The 17,969-nt window shown below is 35.7% G+C and carries 17 protein-coding genes and 1 tRNA gene; 12 read left to right on the top strand and 6 right to left on the bottom strand.

Annotated elements, in window-relative coordinates; all coding sequences use genetic code 11:
- The first annotated feature begins 32 nt into the window (after positions 1-32).
- The 3 genes from METBO_RS05530 to METBO_RS05520 are packed head-to-tail and all read left to right on the top strand — an operon-like array spanning position 33 to position 2,738.
- Positions 33-494, top strand: coding sequence for a response regulator (locus METBO_RS05530; protein ID WP_013644697.1), 462 nt, complete (start codon positions 33-35; stop codon positions 492-494).
- The gene (locus METBO_RS05525; RefSeq protein ID WP_013644696.1) at positions 481-1,884 is read left to right on the top strand and encodes a histidine kinase dimerization/phosphoacceptor domain -containing protein; all 1,404 of its coding nucleotides are present in this window, start codon (positions 481-483) and stop codon (positions 1,882-1,884) included. The genes METBO_RS05530 and METBO_RS05525 overlap by 14 nt, the downstream gene beginning before the upstream one ends.
- On the top strand, positions 1,884-2,738 hold the full coding sequence (locus METBO_RS05520) for a methanogen output domain 1-containing protein (RefSeq protein WP_013644695.1): 855 nt from the start codon (positions 1,884-1,886) through the stop codon (positions 2,736-2,738). Before METBO_RS05525 ends, METBO_RS05520 begins: the two co-directional genes overlap by 1 nt.
- Before the next feature lie 99 nt (positions 2,739-2,837).
- Here METBO_RS05520 and METBO_RS05515 read toward each other — a convergent pair whose 3' ends face one another.
- Positions 2,838-4,262 carry an MFS transporter gene (locus METBO_RS05515; protein ID WP_013644694.1) on the bottom strand — a complete coding sequence of 475 codons (1,425 nt, stop codon included), beginning with the start codon at positions 4,260-4,262 and terminating at the stop codon, positions 2,838-2,840.
- A 191-nt stretch (positions 4,263-4,453) separates the two neighbouring features.
- Here METBO_RS05515 and METBO_RS05510 point away from each other — a divergent pair, with 191 nt between their 5' ends.
- From METBO_RS05510 to METBO_RS05495, 4 genes are all read left to right on the top strand, one after another.
- On the top strand, positions 4,454-5,383 hold the full coding sequence (locus METBO_RS05510) for a DUF2121 family protein (protein ID WP_013644693.1): 930 nt from the start codon (positions 4,454-4,456) through the stop codon (positions 5,381-5,383).
- A 152-nt stretch (positions 5,384-5,535) separates the two neighbouring features.
- The gene (locus METBO_RS05505; protein WP_013644692.1) at positions 5,536-6,312 is read left to right on the top strand and encodes an MBL fold metallo-hydrolase; all 777 of its coding nucleotides are present in this window, start codon (positions 5,536-5,538) and stop codon (positions 6,310-6,312) included.
- A 98-nt stretch (positions 6,313-6,410) separates the two neighbouring features.
- Positions 6,411-6,484: transfer RNA gene (locus tag METBO_RS05500), tRNA-Thr, on the top strand.
- A gap of 340 nt (positions 6,485-6,824) precedes the next feature.
- Positions 6,825-8,882, top strand: coding sequence for a copper-translocating P-type ATPase (locus METBO_RS05495; protein ID WP_013644691.1), 2,058 nt, complete (start codon positions 6,825-6,827; stop codon positions 8,880-8,882).
- A gap of 69 nt (positions 8,883-8,951) precedes the next feature.
- On the opposite strand, the gene METBO_RS05490 is transcribed toward METBO_RS05495, so the two are convergent.
- Positions 8,952-9,161 (bottom strand): TOBE domain-containing protein, encoded by a 210-nt coding sequence (locus METBO_RS05490; RefSeq protein WP_013644690.1) that lies wholly within the window; start codon positions 9,159-9,161, stop codon positions 8,952-8,954.
- Between the two features lie 353 nt (positions 9,162-9,514).
- On the opposite strand from METBO_RS05490, the gene wtpB reads away from it, so the two are divergent.
- From wtpB to METBO_RS05470, 4 genes are all read left to right on the top strand, one after another.
- Positions 9,515-10,306 (top strand): tungstate ABC transporter permease WtpB, encoded by a 792-nt coding sequence (wtpB, locus tag METBO_RS05485; protein ID WP_013644689.1) that lies wholly within the window; start codon positions 9,515-9,517, stop codon positions 10,304-10,306.
- Positions 10,293-11,339, top strand: coding sequence for a tungstate ABC transporter ATP-binding protein WtpC (gene wtpC / locus METBO_RS05480; protein ID WP_013644688.1), 1,047 nt, complete (start codon positions 10,293-10,295; stop codon positions 11,337-11,339). The genes wtpB and wtpC overlap by 14 nt, the downstream gene beginning before the upstream one ends.
- Positions 11,340-11,484: 145 nt before the next feature.
- A complete protein-coding gene (locus tag METBO_RS05475; protein WP_013644687.1) occupies positions 11,485-12,090 on the top strand; it encodes a rubredoxin in 606 nt (201 codons plus the stop codon).
- Between the two features lie 197 nt (positions 12,091-12,287).
- Entirely contained in the window at positions 12,288-13,280 is a 993-nt protein-coding gene (locus METBO_RS05470; protein WP_013644686.1) for an AI-2E family transporter, read from the top strand.
- A gap of 114 nt (positions 13,281-13,394) precedes the next feature.
- On the opposite strand, the gene METBO_RS13825 is transcribed toward METBO_RS05470, so the two are convergent.
- From METBO_RS13825 to METBO_RS05455, 4 genes are all read right to left on the bottom strand, one after another.
- The gene (locus METBO_RS13825; RefSeq protein ID WP_013644685.1) at positions 13,395-13,550 is read right to left on the bottom strand and encodes a hypothetical protein; all 156 of its coding nucleotides are present in this window, start codon (positions 13,548-13,550) and stop codon (positions 13,395-13,397) included.
- Positions 13,551-13,577: 27 nt separating this feature from the next.
- Positions 13,578-14,669, bottom strand: a complete 1,092-nt coding sequence (aroC, locus tag METBO_RS05465; RefSeq protein ID WP_013644684.1) for a chorismate synthase — start codon at positions 14,667-14,669, stop codon at positions 13,578-13,580.
- A gap of 449 nt (positions 14,670-15,118) precedes the next feature.
- The gene (locus METBO_RS05460; protein WP_013644683.1) at positions 15,119-15,565 is read right to left on the bottom strand and encodes a universal stress protein; all 447 of its coding nucleotides are present in this window, start codon (positions 15,563-15,565) and stop codon (positions 15,119-15,121) included.
- A gap of 108 nt (positions 15,566-15,673) precedes the next feature.
- Positions 15,674-17,023: a DASS family sodium-coupled anion symporter gene (locus METBO_RS05455; protein ID WP_013644682.1), complete on the bottom strand. Its 1,350-nt coding sequence runs from the start codon at positions 17,021-17,023 to the stop codon at positions 15,674-15,676.
- Between the two features lie 221 nt (positions 17,024-17,244).
- On the opposite strand from METBO_RS05455, the gene METBO_RS05450 reads away from it, so the two are divergent.
- Complete coding sequence (locus METBO_RS05450; protein WP_013644681.1) at positions 17,245-17,961, top strand: endonuclease III domain-containing protein; 717 nt, start codon at positions 17,245-17,247, stop codon at positions 17,959-17,961.
- Positions 17,962-17,969 lie beyond the last annotated feature (8 nt).

Here is a 17,969-nt window from a genome sequence, read left to right as displayed (position 1 = left end):
TAATTCCCAACAGAATGGAGGAGAAGATATTTATGAGTTTGGATGAAACTGAAATTCTACTGGTTGAAGACAATCCCACAGATGCTGAACTCACAATGAGGGCTTTAAAAAAGAAAAATCTGATTAACAAATTGGTATGGGTTAAAGATGGAGCCGAAGCTTTGGATTTCATATTTGCGAAGGGAGAGTTTTCAGATAGAAATCCCGAAGATCTGCCCAAACTCATACTTCTTGATCTTAGAATGCCCAAGGTAGATGGTTTAGAGGTTCTTCACAAAATTAAGGAAAATGAAAACACAAAAAACATTCCTGTGGTTGTTTTAACATCTTCCAAGGAAGATCGGGATATTGTGGAAAGTTACAAATTGGGAGTTAACAGCTACGTAAGCAAACCAGTTGAATTTGATGAATTCATCGAAGCTGTTTCTACCATGGGATTTTACTGGATACTCATAAACAAACCACCTTCAGAGGTACCTCATGGAACCGATTAGGATATTGTTGGTTGAAGATGTTGAGTTAGATGCAGAATTAACAGAACGCGAACTCAAACGAACCAACCTTAATTATGTATCAAAAAGGGTAGAGGAAGAATCTGATTTTATAGATCTTTTAAAATCATTTAAACCGGACATAATTCTTGCTGATCATTCTCTGCCAAATTTTGATGGTGTAACAGCCCTTAAAATTACAAAGGAAAAATGTCCAGAAACTCCATTCATATTTGTTAGTGGTAAAATTGGTGAAGACTTCGCTGTTGAAATGTTGAAAGAAGGTGCCACAGACTACGTTCTTAAAAGTAACCTGCCCAAACTTGGCCATGCTGTTCAGCGAGCTCTTAAAGAATTTAATGAACAAGTTGAACTTAAATTTGCTCAGGAAGCACTTCTAGAAAGTGAGAACAAGTACCGCACATTATTTGAAAAAAATAAACATCCAATAATAGTTTTTGATGATAAGGGAAACTTCACAGATTCAAATGAAGCTGCACTCATGTTCATGGAGACCAACAAGGAGCATCTTCTCACCAAAAATTTATCTGACGTTATATTATATTCTGATGATGTGGAAACTATTGGAAGTGAAGAATTTTGGAATAAAAAGGATAATTTAGAAGTTACCTTTGAAATTAAAGGAAAGCTTAAAATTTTAGAACTCACACTCACTCCAGTGTACCTCAACACTGAGACCATAGTGTTTGGTGTGGGTACAGATATAACTAAACGTAAAATTGATGAGGAAAAGATTTTAAATTCCTTGAAGGAAAAGGAGTTGCTCTTAAGAGAAATTCATCACAGGGTTAAAAATAATCTGCAGATAATATCCACTTTACTCACACTTCAATCTTCACAAAACAACAACGTCAATGTTGATGACCTTTACAGAGAAAGCCAAAACCGTATACAATCCATATCCTTGATCCATGAGAATTTGTATCATTCAAAGGATCTCGCAAACATAAACTTTGAAATCTATGCAAAGGGTTTGATAATGGATTTGTTCGATTCTTACGGTATGGATTCCCAAAAAGTAAGGTTAAACCTTGACATTGATAATATAACCATGGGAATTGAAACTGCAATTCCATGTGGACTTATAATAAATGAACTCGTATCAAACTCCCTTAAACATGGTTTTTCAGACTTCAAAACCGGTGAAGTAAATGTAAAACTCCACAGAATTCAAGATGGAAAATTTTCACTTGTTATTAGCGATACAGGAAGACCATTTCCAGAAAATATAAATCTAGTTAACAACGAAACTTTAGGATTAGAACTTATTAAAAATCTAGTAAATCAGCTTGATGCTCAACTTAAATTTGACAGAGACAAGAAGGAATTCAACATAATTTTTAAGGAACTCGAATACAAGGAGAGAATTTAATGTCTAACGAAAGAATAATGATCGTGGAAGATGAAAGCATCGTTGCCATGGGAATAAAACATAAATTAGAGGATCTTGGCTACGATGTTGTGGGTATAGTTGCCACAGGCGAAGGTGCTGTTACAACAGCTCTTAAAACTGTGCCAGATCTTATACTGATGGACATAGTTCTTAAAGGAGATCTAGATGGTATTGAAGCAGCTCAACAGATTCACAAACATCAAGATACTCCAATAATTTACATTACTGCTTACTCCGATGAAGAAGTTTTAGAACGGGCCAGAATAACTGAACCGTACGGTTACATATTAAAACCATTTAAAAAGAGTGAGATAAATGCCAACATTCAAATGGCCATCTACAAACATAAAAAGGACAGGAAAAGGAGTGAAGAAACCAAAAAAAGAGTTCTTGCAGACTTTTACGATTTCATACTAACTGCAATGCCCACTTGCAGCACAGATTCAGACATGGAAATGAGACAATTGCTTTTAAGAGTTTTTGCAGAACGTTTGGATGATGATCTCTATCCTAAATTTGTTGAAGAACTGAATCCAGATGAGATTGAAGATGCAGATGAACTGTTTGAAACTTACGTTGCTTGGCTTGCAAACTTATTTGGAGACTTTGGAATCAAAACCATCGTAACAGAAGAGGGTGACAGGATCTACCTAGAATTTTTGAACTGCCCATGGCCAGAAGATGCCAAGAAAAAACCAATCTTTTGCCTGAACTGCCAGGCCATGATAAACAGAAGTTTCAACTGGACAGGATTAAGGGGAAGTATCGAGAGGAGATCCTCCATAACTGATGGGTCAGAATCCTGCGTATTCAAATTCAACAAAATTGAATGATTCCTAAATGGAAATTAGAAAATACTGGAAATTATATTGGTTCCAGTGTTACAATTTTCAGAATTAAAATCCAGTTCTCTTTCATATTTAAATTTTGATTTAGTCTAATTTTTTGGTGTACTGATCTGATTTAATCTTTTTTAGATTGTTTTTGCCAATCAGTAGTGTTATAATAGTTCCTAAACCTGTAATTATTGCAAATGCTGTGAATGCTGTTTTTAAGCTTAAAAGGTAGAGTGAAAAGTTTGAATTGTTTATCTGGACATTACCAATGTAGATTGAAAATATAAATAGCATGATGCTTAAGCTCAGTGTTTGTCCAACGTAGATCATGGTTGAGAGTGTTGCGCCTGCCATACCATAGTCTCTGCCTTCAATACTTCCCATGAACTTGTTGGTTGTGGGAGAGTTGAAGAGCCCCAAACCAATACCCACAAGGATCAAGCCAATTATGGGGATGTAAAGTTCTGTTTGAGGTTGTAAAGTTGAAAATATTATGAGGCCTAATGTAACAAGAATCATTCCAGCAATTGAAAATGTTCTGTTTTCCACTCTATCAGCCAGTCTTCCCACTGGCACAGATAACAATGCAACCATGAGGGGTTGAACTGAAAGTATCATGGCAGTTGTGAGTGGACTTAAAGATAGTATATCCTGAAAGTACAGACTTAAAATTGCCCACATAGACGTGGTTGCAATATTCATAAGGAGAAGTGCAAGTGCTGAAAAGGATGATACTCTCTTTTTAAAGATATTGAGCCTTAAAATTGGATTTTTAGATCCCCTCTCCTTGAGTATGAAAATTGCAAGGCCAAATATTCCTGCTAAAAGAATCAACTTTCCTAAATTGGTTTGGAAGCTGGAAATTCCATACAATATTGCAAGAAGTGCAATTATATATATTACCGAACCACTTTTCTCAAATTTCTCGCCATCATAGCCCTTCCAATCTCCATGTAGTTTGAATTTAATTAGTATCAAGCTTATAATTCCTACAGGTACGTTAAAGAGGAATATACTTCTCCATCCAATGTTATTAGCTAAAAAACCTCCGAGTAGTGGTCCTAAAAATAGTCCAATATATACTGCTGTGATGTAAGCTCCAAGGGCTTCACCACGTTGGTTTGATGGATACACACTGCTGAGTAAGGCCACTGCTGATGCGAAGATCATGGCACATCCAATTCCTTGCATGAAACTGAAGCACACAAGCATGATGCCTGATGTTGATAATCCTGCAAGTAGTGATGCTACGGTGTAAATAACCATACCATAGGCATAAACTTTTTTTCGGCCGATTATATCTCCTAAACGTCCTAATGGCAGGATAGTTGCAGCATTTGCAAGTACGAACACAGTTGGTATCCAGCTTAGAATTATTAAGTTTACAGAAAGCTCATTCTGTATAACTGGAAGCACAATGTTAAGGGACGATCCCATGAATGGAATGAGAAATGATCCAATACATACAACAATCAAGGCAGTTAATTTCAAATTTTTATCATTATGAGTATCAGCTTCCATTTTGGATCAGAAATTATTATAACCTTCATACATCTTAAACATTCATAAATCATGAAAAAAATATCTTGATAAACCATAGTTTAATAATGAAACTGTGAAACATTGCAGGGTATATTTAAAATAAGTAAATTATCCAAATAATTTGAGATTTATAGATTTTTTATTGAAAACTTTTTGAAGTGATGTTTAGAATGAGTCTTATAGTAACTTATATTGGAAGTAAAGGATGTATAATGGCTGGGGACAAGAGGAGAATAGGTTTTTATGGTTCGCCTGAAGCCCGGGAAACTCTTGAAGATGAGCTATACGCTGGAAAGATCAAAACCGAAGAAGATCTGATTAAAAAGGCAGAAGAACAAGGGATTAACCTTAAAATTTCTGATGACACAACAAAAATACGTGAAATGGATAATGTACTGGTAGGCGAGGTTATATCTAGAGCAACCCACGAAACTAAGCGTAAAAGAATTTACGCCATATCCGGAGCTTACAGCATGGTTGAACTCACTGGTTCAAATATTGATACTGTTAAAAGTGGTGGAAGATCCATAATTGTCTACGGTAACAAGTATACACAGGAACTTGCTGAAAAAACCATTAAAAAGTATTGGAAACCTAAAATGAAGTTTGTAGATGTTGAAAGGATCATGGAACTTGTTATGAGCGAAGTTTCTGAAAACACACCCTCTGTGAGTAAAAGCTTCGATTTGATGATAAAGTACAATTCAATGGATCAAAAGTTGGCCAAGGAAGTGATAAGGACAACTGTTCTTGAAGATGTTAAGAATCTGGAAGCCTTCAGAAACCAGTTGAGGGAAGAGAATATTAAAGCTACCAAGAACATTCAGATGGCCACTAAAATTGTGATTGAGGGAAATATTGGTACTGTGACACGGGTAAATGGCAATGATGTCGAAATAATACTCGATCAAACTGTGGAAGCACTTGATTTCAACTGGGAACCCGTTGCTAAACCTGCAGAGCGTGTTATATTGACTTCAGAAAATCCTCAAAATGTTGTGATGGGTGATCTTGCAGTGATCGAAAACGAAAATCTGTGCATTAAACGAACCAAGGAAAGTTTGAACTGTGGATTTATCCTCTGCAGATCAGATGATTAATTTTTTACTTTTTTATTTGAGAAAAGGTTAAATTTATTAAAAGATTAATATTGTTTTAAATACTTTAATTTCCTAGGGGAATTGAAGTTTTATTCGTTTACATATGATGGTTGGAGATGATTGTATAATGAAATTAATATTTTTAGGAAGTGGTGGCGGTCGTTTTCGCCACAATAACCCAGAAGAGGATGACAGGCGGATTTAGATTAGAAGATTTTGAAGGGAAAAATATTCATGTAGATCCTGGTCCAGGTGCACTGGTACGTACCTACCAGTTTGGACTTAGTCCCATGAAGATAAATATTCTCATGGTTTCACACTGCCACACAGACCATTATACTGATGCTGAAGTACTTTTAGAAGCAATGACTCGAGGTATGACACGTAAAAAGGGAACAATTGTTGGCAGCACCAGTGTTATCAATGGATATGAAAGGTGGGGTCCATGTATCTCCAAGTATCATCTAAGCAAACCAGAGGTAGTGACTCTGGAACATGGAGAAGAACACAGATCAGATAAGCTTAGAATAACTGCTACGAGGACTGTGCACGGTGATCCTAAGGCTGTGGGTTTTAAGATATCAGGTCCGGATCTAACAGTTTCTTACACATCTGATACAGAGTACACTCCTGATCTACATTTGGATCATAAAGGTGTTGATGTTTTAATAGCAAGCATCATAAGGTCGGGTAGTGAAAGAATAAGGGGGCACATGTCAGTGGATGATTTCATAACCTTGATCAATGAGGTAAAACCTAAACTAGCAATTATGACTCATTTAGGGATGAAATTCATAATGGAATCTCCTGAAAGGGAAGCTCAACGGGTTACAAAGGAGACGGGAGTGAAAACCTTGGCAGCTAGAGATGGTATGAAAATTGAATTGGATGACCTTGTAACCAAACAACACACACTTGACCAGTTTTAACATGAAAACTCCCAATATTCTTCAAATGATCTTTTTTTTAAGATATTTTTTTTAATAGATGTCTTTTTAAAGGATGAAATCTAATTTAAAATAGATATGCCTCGGTGGCTCAGTCTGGTAGAGCGCGTGATTCGTAATCTCGATGTCGAGGGTTCAATTCCCTCCCGAGGCTTTTTTGTCATGGGTTTACGTTTTTCAATATAATTTAGAGGTTTTTTTCATATTATTTCTATATCATGACATAAATTATTTAGTTTTTGGCTAAATACATCTTATTCTTTTTATATTCCTTTCCTTGGCAACAAACTACAAATAATACTTATATTATCAAATATGTTCCTAATTGATTATGTGGAAAATAATTAATTTCTGGATGATGGGAACCTAATCAGTTCAAAAGAAGGATTTTTTTATAAAATTATTTAATGTTTCAAATCATATTATAATAACATAATTCATGAAATTTTCAGACTTTTTTAATTATCTGTCTAGCCAATTGATGGAGGGTAATTATGGATCATGATGGTTCTATGGATATGGGGCATGCTGATCATGAAACTATGGGTAAATGTGTAGTCTGTGGAGGGGATCTTGATGAGAAACACAGACTCAAAGGTGGCCATGTACACTCTAACATGATCGATGATTTAAAAAAGAGATTTTGGATATCATTGATATTTACTGTGCCAATCCTTGCTTTATCTCCAACGATTCAAGAGTTAGTGGGATTGAATAATTCATTTACATTTACTGGTGATTTATTTCTTCTTTTCATATTAGCTTCATTTGTTTATTTTTATGGCGGTTATCCATTTTTTAAAGGATTTTATAGTGAAATTGTATCAAGAAAACCTGGAATGGACATGTTGATATCTGTTGCCATTACCAGTGCTTACATCTACAGTAGTGCAGTAGTGTTTGGACTCAACGGAGAAGTATTTTTCTGGGAGCTTGCAACCCTAATTGATATAATGCTCATTGGACACTGGTTAGAGATGAGGTCAGTTATGGGTGCGTCCCAGGCACTTGAAGAACTCGTTAAACTCATGCCTAAAAAGGCCCATAAAATCCTGACTGATAAAAGTACTAGTGACGTTCCATTGGCTGAACTCCAAATTAATGACCATGTACTTGTTAAGCCTGGAGAAAAGGTACCTGTGGACGGTGTTATCTTAGATGGTAACTCATCAATAGATGAATCCATGCTTACAGGTGAATCTGTTCCTGTGTTTAAAAAAGTCGGTTCTGAAGTTATTGGTGGATCTATAAATGGGGATGGGTCTGTTGTTGTTGAAATTAAAAAGATCGGTAATGATTCATTTCTGTCTAAGGTTATATCTTTGGTTGAGCAAGCTCAATCAACTAAGTCCAAGACTCAAAATCTTGCTGACCGCTTTGCAACCTGGCTTACTATAATTGCTTTGTTTGGTGGTTTCATAACACTTTTAATTTGGTTATATATCTCGAATTTTGGTTTTGAATTTGCTCTTGAGAGGGCAGTGACTGTGATGGTTATTGCATGTCCCCATGCATTAGGTCTTGCTGTACCGTTAGTTGTAGCTGTTTCAACTTCTTTATCTGCCAGAAATGGGCTTTTAATTAGAAATCGTGCATCTTTTGAAAGGTCTAGAAATTTAGATGCCATAATATTTGACAAAACAGGTACTTTAACAGAAGGCAAATTTGGTGTTACAGATACTGTGTCTTTAAACAGTGAATACACAGCTGATGAAATTTTAAAATATGCAGCATCTCTAGAGTCCTATTCGGAACATCCCATTGCTAAAGGAGTTGTTGAATCCGCAAAGGATAGATACGATGTTGAAAATTTTAAGTCTTTACCTGGAAGGGGTGTTAAAGGTAAAATTAACCAACATGATGTTATGGTAGTTAGTCAAGCCTATTTAAAAGAGATCAACAACGATGTAACTGACAAATCCATTGAAAAGCTTTTCTCTCAAGGTAAAACCATGGTTTTTTTAACTGTGGATAACGTGGTTGTAGGTGCAATTGCATTGGCAGATATCATACGAGAAGAATCTAAAGAAGCTGTGACTAATTTTAAGTCCATGGGAATCCGTTGCATTATGATAACTGGAGATAGAAAAGAAGTTGCTGAGTGGGTGGCTAAAGAGGTGGGGGTTGATCAGTACTACGCTGAAATTTTACCTGAAGATAAAGCCATCAAGATTCATGAAATTCAATCTGAAGGGTTGGTAGTTGCCATGACCGGAGATGGGATTAATGATGCACCGGCACTTGCACAGGCAGATCTAGGGATAGCAATTGGAGCAGGTACTGATGTTGCCATAGAAGCTGGGGATGTTGTTTTAGTGAGGAGCAATCCCCTGGATGCTGTTTACATAATCAAGCTTGCCAAATCTACATATAGAAAAATGTTTGAGAATCTAGTTTGGGGTGCTGGATACAACATTTTTGCCATACCCCTAGCTGCAGGAGTACTTTACAGTGTGGGAATTTTATTAACACCTGCAGCAGGAGTTATATTGATGTCGGTAAGTACCATAATAGTGGCTATAAATTCGAGAACACTTAAAATTCAAAAATAATCATATTAACTTGAAATTAATGAATTTTTAGTTTACAAATTTAGAAAAAAAGAAGTGTTTGAAGAGTTTTTATTCCTTCGCTATCATTACTTCCGTGGATTTAATTATGGCTTTTACAGTGTCACCCACTTTAATATCAAGATCTTTTATAGATTCCTTGGTAATAATAGCTGTAATTACATCGGGACTTTCAATTTTAATTTTGACATTTGCCATCACAGCCCCTTCTTCCACTCCTTCAACGGTTCCTTCCACAACATTTCTTGCACTGATTTTCATACTGTCACCTCAATATTATGTATTAATATTGAACTTAGACACATAAAAAATTTACTCAAAGTGTAATAAATATTTAAATTGACTCAAATTAGAAAAAACCCACTAAAACCTAGAACATCGAATTATTTAAATATACATATCCTCATATTAACATAAACCATTTATATGAATTTTAAAGATAAATGTACAATAGTTACATGACAATCAAATTGATTAAATTTACTATACTAACCAGTTCATCATGGAAAAATTTAATAAAATGATGCATTATCTATCGAAATGCAGGAAAAGAGGTATTAATACAAATTTAATGTTACAAAATAGGATGTTATTTAATTCGAGCGAGTGTTTATATGAAAAAATACGATTATACAACCATTTTCTTCGCAATCATGGGATCATTTCTGGTTCTGTTTATTCTTATACCCATCTTGAACTTGATGGTTTCATCAAACTTGGGAGCTATAAGTGCCAATCTGCATGACCCTCAAGTAATTTCATCCTTATTTGTAAGTGTGTACTCTGCATTGATTGCAACTATAATAGCCCTGATATTTGGAGTTCCTTTGGCATATATCCTTGCAAGACATGATTTCTTTGGTAAGGGTTTGGTAGAATCAATTATTGATATCCCAATTGTTATTCCACATACTGTTACTGGTATAGCTCTTCTTTTGATTTTTACTTCCACAGGAATAATAGGAGCGCCATTGAGTAAGTTGGGAATAATTTTTACTAATTCCATTTCTGGAATTATTTTAGCCATGCTTTTTGTTAGTGCTTCATTTGTTGTGAATTCTGCAAGGGAAGGATTTGAAAGTGTTGATCCTAGAATGGAAAAGGTTGCACGCACATTGGGTTCTGGAACACTTAGAACATTCTTTGTGATTTCATTTCCATTGGCACTTAGAAGTATTGTTGTGGGAGCGATACTTTGTTGGGCAAGGGCCATAAGTGAATTTGGTGCCATTATTATACTGGCTTTTTATCCACTTGCAGCATCAACCCTGATTTATGAGAGGTTTGTGCAGTTTGGACTTTCAGACTCTACTCCCGTTGCAATTATCCTCATATCTATTTGTTTAGCCCTGTTCATTGTAGTCAGACTTTTGATAAAAGGATGGAGATCCTATGATAAAAATTGAACATCTTTCCAAGGATTGGAAAGAATTTAAAATTAACGATGTAACCCTTGAAATCAACGAAGATGAATATTTCGTATTTTTAGGACCCAGCGGTTCGGGTAAAACCATGCTGTTAGAACTGATAGCAGGGATGTGGACACCAGATTCAGGAAAGATATACATAAACAACCAGGATGTTACAAATTTTCCTCCTGAAAAGAGGGGTGTTGGATTCGTGTATCAGAACTACATGTTGTTTCCCCACAAGACTGTGTTTGAGAATATTGCATTTGGATTGAACATCAGAAAGGTGGATAAAAAGAAAATAGAAGAACAGGTTGGGGAAATGATGGATCTATTCGGTATTTCCCACTTGGCACACAGACTACCTAGAACTTTAAGTGGGGGAGAACAACAGAGAACTGCACTTGCAAGAGCTCTTATCATCCGACCTAAAGTGCTTTTAATGGATGAACCTTTAAGTGCACTTGACAGGATTACCAGGGAAGAGTTGATAAGAGAATTTAAAAAAATTCATGAAGAATTTAACATCACAATCATTCAAGTCACTCATAACTTTGATGAAGCACTTCAGCTTGCAGAGAGGATAGCCATCATTAAACAGGGAACCGTGTCCCAAGTTGGTTCAACGGATGAAGTTTTTAGACGTCCCAAGGACGAGTTTGTGGCAGACTTCGTTGGAACGGAAAATATCATAAGGGGAGTTGCAACAGATGGTGAAGAAAATTTAACATCAGTTGACACTGGAAATATAGTAGTCGAATCTACTGAACACAAAACAGGGAAAGTACATTTTACAATAAGACCCGAAGCCATCACAGTGTCAACATCTAGAATAACAACCAGTGCGAGGAATGAATTTAAAGGAAAATTAACTGAGATCTACGATCTTGGAACCATCATAAAACTGACCGTGGATGTTGGAGAACAATTTGTGTTGGTACTGACCCGTCAATCATTCGATGATCTGGAACTCAATATTGGAAAAGAAGTGTTCATATCGTTTAAAGCTACCGCTGTGAACTTGTTTTAAATTTTTCACAATTATTTCTGTGATTTGAATTTTAAACCAGAAATTACCACTTTTTTTATTTCAATTGAGTTGTTTTAACTTTTTTTTATAAACCTTTAAATATAATTAGTTCGTATATATACTAACAAAAGGTGGACGTGATAGTGTGAAATACAGATGTGATATTTGCGGTTATATTTATAATCCCGAAACAGGGGATGATGAAAATGATATAAAAGCAGGCATTGACTTTTATGACCTTCCATCAGATTGGGTTTGCCCAAGGTGTGGAATTGATAGGGAACAATTCATTCCAGTTGACAAGCTGACAGGTTCTGAAGGTGAAGGACCAATGGCACTTATGATACTGGCCTTGACCAACGGTCTCTGGAATATTTCTGGGAGAGGTTCATATTCTGTAACCAGAGAGATTGGGCGTGTATTTGTAAATGAACTCAAAAAGGAAGGAGTAAATTTCAAAAATAGTAAAGATTCACTTGAATGTGTAAAAGATTATTTCCTGAGAAATAAGTTTGCAGGTGGAGTTTTATATGACATCAATGAAGAGGGTGCAGAGCTTGAAATAAAAAACTGCCGTTTCTTTGGAATTTGCAAACAGCTTGAAAACCAAGGTGTTCTCATAACCACATGTCCATACACCAATACAGCAGCAATGGCACTTGAAGAATCTACAGGTTACAGGTACAGGATCAAAAAAGAACAAGAAGGATATGGACATCACATTGAATTGAAACGGGTTTCAAAGATATGATAACAAATTCGTTTTAATACCTCTTTAATATCTTTTTTTAGACATTACACTAATTTTATTGTGATTATTATATGGTTAATGTTAGAAAATCCATATGATTCCATGTCATTTTTCTTACAAGACCAAAATAAATTCAAAATAGGGAATTTTATTAAATAGTACGTACTATTTAGAATTTAAAGATTGGAGTATGCAAGATGTTTGAAGATATAAAGATTCCCGGATATTTGAATAAAATTGTCGTTTTAGTGTTGGTAATATTGGCCTTGGCGGGGCTTAAACTTGTTTCATCTATTTTAGGGCCGATCCTAATTGCCATGTTTTTCAGTATTCTTATATATCCATTTTTAAAGTGGTTAAATAGAAGGGGTTTCTCTTACAATGTGTCAATCATCATCACACTAGTTGGATTCGCAGTGCTTGGGGGAGTCATAATTGAAATTCTCTACTTCAGTTTGAGTCAGATGGTAAGTGCACTACCATCATTTTCAATAAATTCCTCATCAGCCCTTTCTTCTGAAGCCAACTACGTGGCACAAACCATTATCTCACACTTTCCAATGGGTGCTGTGACAGACATAGTGGGAACAGCTGTGTTTGTGTTCTTCGCAACTATATTCATGATATACGAAATTCCCAATCTTAAAGTAAGGTTAGAGAAGGGACTGGGAAAGGATAACAACAACTTGAATGAGATGATTGGTCTTATTGATACATTTATCAAGTATTTTTTAATCAGGGTGAAGGTTAACTTGTTTGCAGCACTGGGTTTTATTGGAATATTTTTAGCCTTCGATATTAATTTCGCACTTCTTTGGGGAATTCTGACATTTTTCCTTGGTTTCATACCCTACTTGGGGATTATGATAGCTGCTATACCACCAATTCTAGCAACATGGGCAAAGTATGGTATTCAAGGTGCGATTCTAATTACCATTCTCTTTATTATAGTTAACACCATCGCTGAAAGTATTATATTCCCAAGACAAACTGGTAAAGGACTTCAAATGTCGATATATGTTGTTTTTGTGTCGTTGTTTGTATGGGGATGGATACTCGGCCCTTCAGGATTTTTATTGGCCATTCCATTAACCATAATTGTGATTAAATACCTTGAAAAGTACGATGAAACACGCTGGCTTGCAATTCTCATGACCAGTGATGATGATGAAAATAACGTGAATGAATAATGGGGCACTCAACTGGTTACATAATAACGGACCAGTGATTCCTACATTTTATTATAAATAATTTCCCTAGAATGAACTTTTTTTTAGTCAAAAAAATATTTGCAGAGGTTGGTTTTATCCAACCTCGAGGATCTCGTCAACTATGAACTGTCCTCCACAGCTGCAATTTTCAATAAAGTCTCCTATTGAGTATGGAACAGTGTTTCCTGATACTTCATAGGTTTTTTCTTGATCACAAGTATCACATTTAGCTACAACTATCCAGTCCATCTTATTTACCTCCGAATAAATTGTTTTTCAAAGTTTGCATGGGTCTATGTAACCTGCCCTTATAAGTTGGTCTGCAAGGATTATTGATACTGTTGCTTCTGCCACCGTTGTTACCCTTGGGCAGATGCATGGGTCGTGCCTGCCCTGAATTAATATGTCCTTAGATTCCATTGATTTAGTATCAACTGTTTTTTGTGTCAATGAAATTGATGGTGTTGGTTTAACTGCCATGCGGATGTTTATAGGCATTCCAGTTGTGATTCCTCCAAGTATTCCCCCAGAATGGTTAGTTCTTGTTTTTATTGTATTAGTTTCAATTAAAAATTCATCGTTCATTTGGGATCCTTTGAGTTCTGCTGATTTAAATCCTAAACCTATCTCTACGCCCTTAACAGAACCTATTCCCATGAGTCCGCCTGCCAATTCTGCATCTAGCTTTCCAAATATTGGATCACCCAATCCTGCAGGGGGATTTAGTACAACTGTTTCAACTATTCCCCCAATAGAATCTCCAGACTTCTTTGTTTCAATTATTTCTGCTTCCATTCTTTCAGCTGCTTCTAGATCTGCACATCTAACTGCATTCTGGTTTATGTTAGTTTCTAGTTCGTTGACATCAACAGGATCCGCCTTGATTGTTCCGACTTGAGTAACATGGGATATTACTTTGATGTTTAATGTGTTGAGGAGTTTTTTTGCAACTGCTCCTCCAATTACATGCCCTATGGTTACCCTGCCACTTCCACGTCCTCCTCCTCTGTAGTCGTAGACATCATATCTTGCTTTCCAAGTGTAGTCTCCATGGCCAGGTCTGGGAGTGTCTTTAATGTTTTCATAGGCAGAAGAATCCATGTCTGAATTGTAAACTAGAGCTGTTATTGGAGTTCCATCGGTTTTTCCCTCAAAAATTCCAGATACTAGTTTAACTTGATCCATTTCATTTCTTGATGTGGTGATCTTGCTGGTTCCAGGTCTTCTCTTATCTAATTCTGTCTGTATATCTTGTGTTGAAAGTTCTAGACCTGCTGGACATCCATCAATTACTGCTCCAAGTGCAGTGCCATGGCTTGATCCAAATGTTGTGACAGTGAAGATTTTACCAATACTATTTCCCGACATGTTTACATCCTATTAATTTTTTTGTGACATCTTCATAAAATCTTAATTAATTAACCATACTAAAGAAACACAGTGATAAACCCCTAATTATTGATCATCACCCCATCACAATATTATTTTAATATTCCAAAATAAAATTAGAATATTACTAGTTTTATGGCCCTTGAGATGATTTTTATAGCTAATTTCTGTTTCTTTAGCATGTGTTTTTATATTAATATGTGGTTGTTTGGATCATATAACCCTTAAGATAAATTTAAACTTAAATTTAAGTAATTGATTGGTGGAAAAAAAACGAGTTTTAAATCTAATTTACTAAAATATTAACAAATGAATTTATAAGGAAATTATTCATTTTATGGATTTAATTTACTTAATTAAAATCAGAACTTAGAATTAATCGTTAAAATAAGTAAATAATGGAAATATATTTTAAGAGTATTGTGTGTTTAAGAGATGACGTTCACGGGTACCTTCGATTCTTTAACGATTTTATCGGTAGTTCTTCCTAATAAGAATTTCTCTAGACCTTGTTTGCCTGATTTTCCCATTATTACCTGATCAATTCCTTCATCATCTATGGTTTTTAATATAACATCAGCAGGATTGCCTTCCTTTAAAAGGACCTTGAAATTGATATTTTTACATGTGCCACTGCATTGATTTTCTTCAATTGTTTCTTCAAACTTTTTTACTGCATTTTTCATATCGTTCCTAAGTTCTTCGTCCACATCTTCTCTGACTTCTGGTTGTGGTATGGCATCAAGATAAGATGTGTCTATCACGTTTAAAATAATTATTTCAGCACCACTCATATCTGCAAGTGATATTGCATGCTCCCCTGCTTTAATAGCGTTTTCAGAACCATCTGTGGGTAGTAATATTTTTTTGTGCATTTCAAATCTCCTCCTTTTTGTTAAAACAAAATCTCCTAAAAAAATGGGAATTAGGAAAAATTTCCTGATTTTCCATTAAATTTCCCAATATATTCCACCTAATTTTTTTTAACCTAGGAATGGTTTTCCTATTGTTAAAATTACGGCTATTGTGATAATTATTCCAATTACCACCATTGGAATTCCTGCTTTGAGGATTTCTTTTATCTTCACATATCCTGTTCCGTATGCCATGGCAACTGTTGGATCTGCCATTGGGAACATGAACGAAAGTGAACATGAAATCGCAACAGGTACCGCATAGATACCTACTGGCTGACCTTGTGCAGCTGCAAGTGTCACAGATAACGGAACTAAAATTGCTGCAAGAGCAATGTTAGACATTACCTGGGTGAATATAACTGCAATTATCATCAGCATAAGCATTATGGCCAAAGTTGAAACGCTGTTTCCCATCAAACCGATTAGGTCTTGTATGAGCCATGCTGCTGCACCAGTATTTAGAAGGGCCGCTCCCAAGGACAGTGCACCTCCAAAGAATATGATAAGTCCCCAGTCAACTCCTTCTTGAGCATCTTTCCAGTCAATAACACCTGATATGAAGTACAATGCAGCACCAATTAAGGCCACTGAATAACTGTCTAAACCCGTTATACCTGTTGTTACCCATAATCCTATGGTGAAGAACAGAATGACAGCGGTAATTTTTTCCTGCTTTGAGATTGGCCCCATGACACTCATTGATTTGTGCAGTGTTTCCTTTCCACCCACAATTCCATCTACTTCTGGTGGGAATATCCAGCCTAACAATTTCCATGTAACAATTAACATGATTATTGCAAGAGGAAATCCAAAGACCATCCAGTTGGCAAATGGGAGGTGTGTGTAAGCTGCAGCCATCAAGTTCGGTGCCGTACCTATTTCAGTACCAAATCCACCTGCAAGTGAACCGTAAGAAGCACCTAAAACCATGGCCTTGGCAAAGTTACTGTTACCCTTCTCTGCATCATTTATACCAAATAAAGGTATTATGGTTTTAATAATTGGAAGTAACATTGCAAATGCCACAACATTTTCAATCCAAGCAGATAATAGTCCTGTACTGAACACTGCAGCAAATATACTCATATTAGGTGTTGTTCCAACTTTAGATAACATCCAATAGGTGAAACGTTTAGCAAGTCCACTTTTACCAATTGCAACAGCTAAAATGAAACCACCAATCATTAAGAATAATATTGGATTGGCAAAACCAATTACTGCATTACCAAAACTTGCAATACCCAGAATAGGTTGTAAGAAAAGTAGTATTAGAGATGTTACTGCTAAATGCTGAGCTTCACTAGCCCACATTATAATTGCAAATATTAATAATGCAATTGCAGCATGTCCAGGATAACTTAAACCTGGTAATGGGACTAGCATGACCACTAAAAAAGCAATGATCGCTAAAGGCATCCCTAAAGTCTTAAAGCTAATTTTCGTAATTTATCCCTCCTTATTCATTCAATTTAAATCTTGAACAAATTAGGTAGCGAGAATATATTATATATACATATTTTGTCGTGAATAATTATTAAGGATTATATTTATATAGCATGAAAATTTGAGTTAGTTTAACCCCATTCAAAATAATTAAAACTTATTTTATCTCAAAAAGTGTTTGGATACCGGATATCATGAATAAATACGATAATCAAGAATTCATAGCCATTTACACCCAATTATATGATCTTTACGGACCACAAGGTTGGTGGCCTCTGCAAGATATTGTATCTGGTTTAACACCCACTAAATCAGGGGCACAAACTGGTTATCATCCCCTTGATTATAAACTGCCCAAAACCCCCAACCAAAGGTTTGAGATAATACTCGGAACCATACTCACACAAAATACAGCATGGACCTCTGCAGAGAAAGCCCTGAAAAATCTGAAAAATTTGGATGTTATAGATCCCAAAAAAATTTTATCCATAGACACTGAAACACTTAAAGCAGCCATTAAATGTGCTGGCTTTTTAAATCAAAAAGCAAACTACATCATTGGCATAGCAGAATTTTTCAACGAGTTAGATGGTGAAATTCCAACAAGAAAGGAACTGTTGAGTGTTAAGGGAGTTGGAAATGAAACAGCCGATTCAATATTGCTTTATGCATATAAACAGCCTTTCTTTGTTGTAGATGCCTATACTAAGCGGATATTCACACAGTTAAAACTCGTGAATGAAAAAGATAGTTACTTAGAAATTAAAAAAAAGTTTGAATCGAACCTACCCCAAGATTACAAGCTCTTTAATGAGTATCATGCATTAATAGTGGAACATGCCAAAAGATATTATAGTAAAAAGCCATACGCAGTAAATGATCCCCTCGTTGATAATAAAATAGGGCAATAAGTAGGGGT

This window comes from Methanobacterium lacus (genome assembly GCF_000191585.1).
In the GTDB taxonomy this organism is placed as follows: domain Archaea; phylum Methanobacteriota; class Methanobacteria; order Methanobacteriales; family Methanobacteriaceae; genus Methanobacterium_B; species Methanobacterium_B lacus.
This window is presented reverse-complemented; position numbering and strand designations above follow the sequence as displayed.

Bases quoted from the DNA above. Each gene is read 5' to 3' on its own strand.
- METBO_RS05530 (WP_013644697.1), top strand. From the start codon at position 33: ATGAGTTTGGATGAAACTGAAATTCTACTGGTTGAAGACAATCCCACA.
- METBO_RS05525 (WP_013644696.1), top strand. From the start codon at position 481: ATGGAACCGATTAGGATATTGTTGGTTGAAGATGTTGAGTTAGATGCA.
- METBO_RS05520 (WP_013644695.1), top strand. From the start codon at position 1,884: ATGTCTAACGAAAGAATAATGATCGTGGAAGATGAAAGCATCGTTGCC.
- METBO_RS05515 (WP_013644694.1), bottom strand. From the start codon at position 4,262: ATGGAAGCTGATACTCATAATGATAAAAATTTGAAATTAACTGCCTTG.
- METBO_RS05510 (WP_013644693.1), top strand. From the start codon at position 4,454: ATGAGTCTTATAGTAACTTATATTGGAAGTAAAGGATGTATAATGGCT.
- METBO_RS05495 (WP_013644691.1), top strand. From the start codon at position 6,825: ATGGATCATGATGGTTCTATGGATATGGGGCATGCTGATCATGAAACT.
- METBO_RS05490 (WP_013644690.1), bottom strand. From the start codon at position 9,161: ATGAAAATCAGTGCAAGAAATGTTGTGGAAGGAACCGTTGAAGGAGTG.
- wtpB (WP_013644689.1), top strand. From the start codon at position 9,515: ATGAAAAAATACGATTATACAACCATTTTCTTCGCAATCATGGGATCA.
- wtpC (WP_013644688.1), top strand. From the start codon at position 10,293: ATGATAAAAATTGAACATCTTTCCAAGGATTGGAAAGAATTTAAAATT.
- METBO_RS05470 (WP_013644686.1), top strand. From the start codon at position 12,288: ATGTTTGAAGATATAAAGATTCCCGGATATTTGAATAAAATTGTCGTT.
- METBO_RS13825 (WP_013644685.1), bottom strand. From the start codon at position 13,550: ATGGACTGGATAGTTGTAGCTAAATGTGATACTTGTGATCAAGAAAAA.
- aroC (WP_013644684.1), bottom strand. From the start codon at position 14,669: ATGTCGGGAAATAGTATTGGTAAAATCTTCACTGTCACAACATTTGGA.
- METBO_RS05460 (WP_013644683.1), bottom strand. From the start codon at position 15,565: ATGCACAAAAAAATATTACTACCCACAGATGGTTCTGAAAACGCTATT.
- METBO_RS05455 (WP_013644682.1), bottom strand. From the start codon at position 17,023: ATGCCTTTAGCGATCATTGCTTTTTTAGTGGTCATGCTAGTCCCATTA.
- METBO_RS05450 (WP_013644681.1), top strand. From the start codon at position 17,245: ATGAATAAATACGATAATCAAGAATTCATAGCCATTTACACCCAATTA.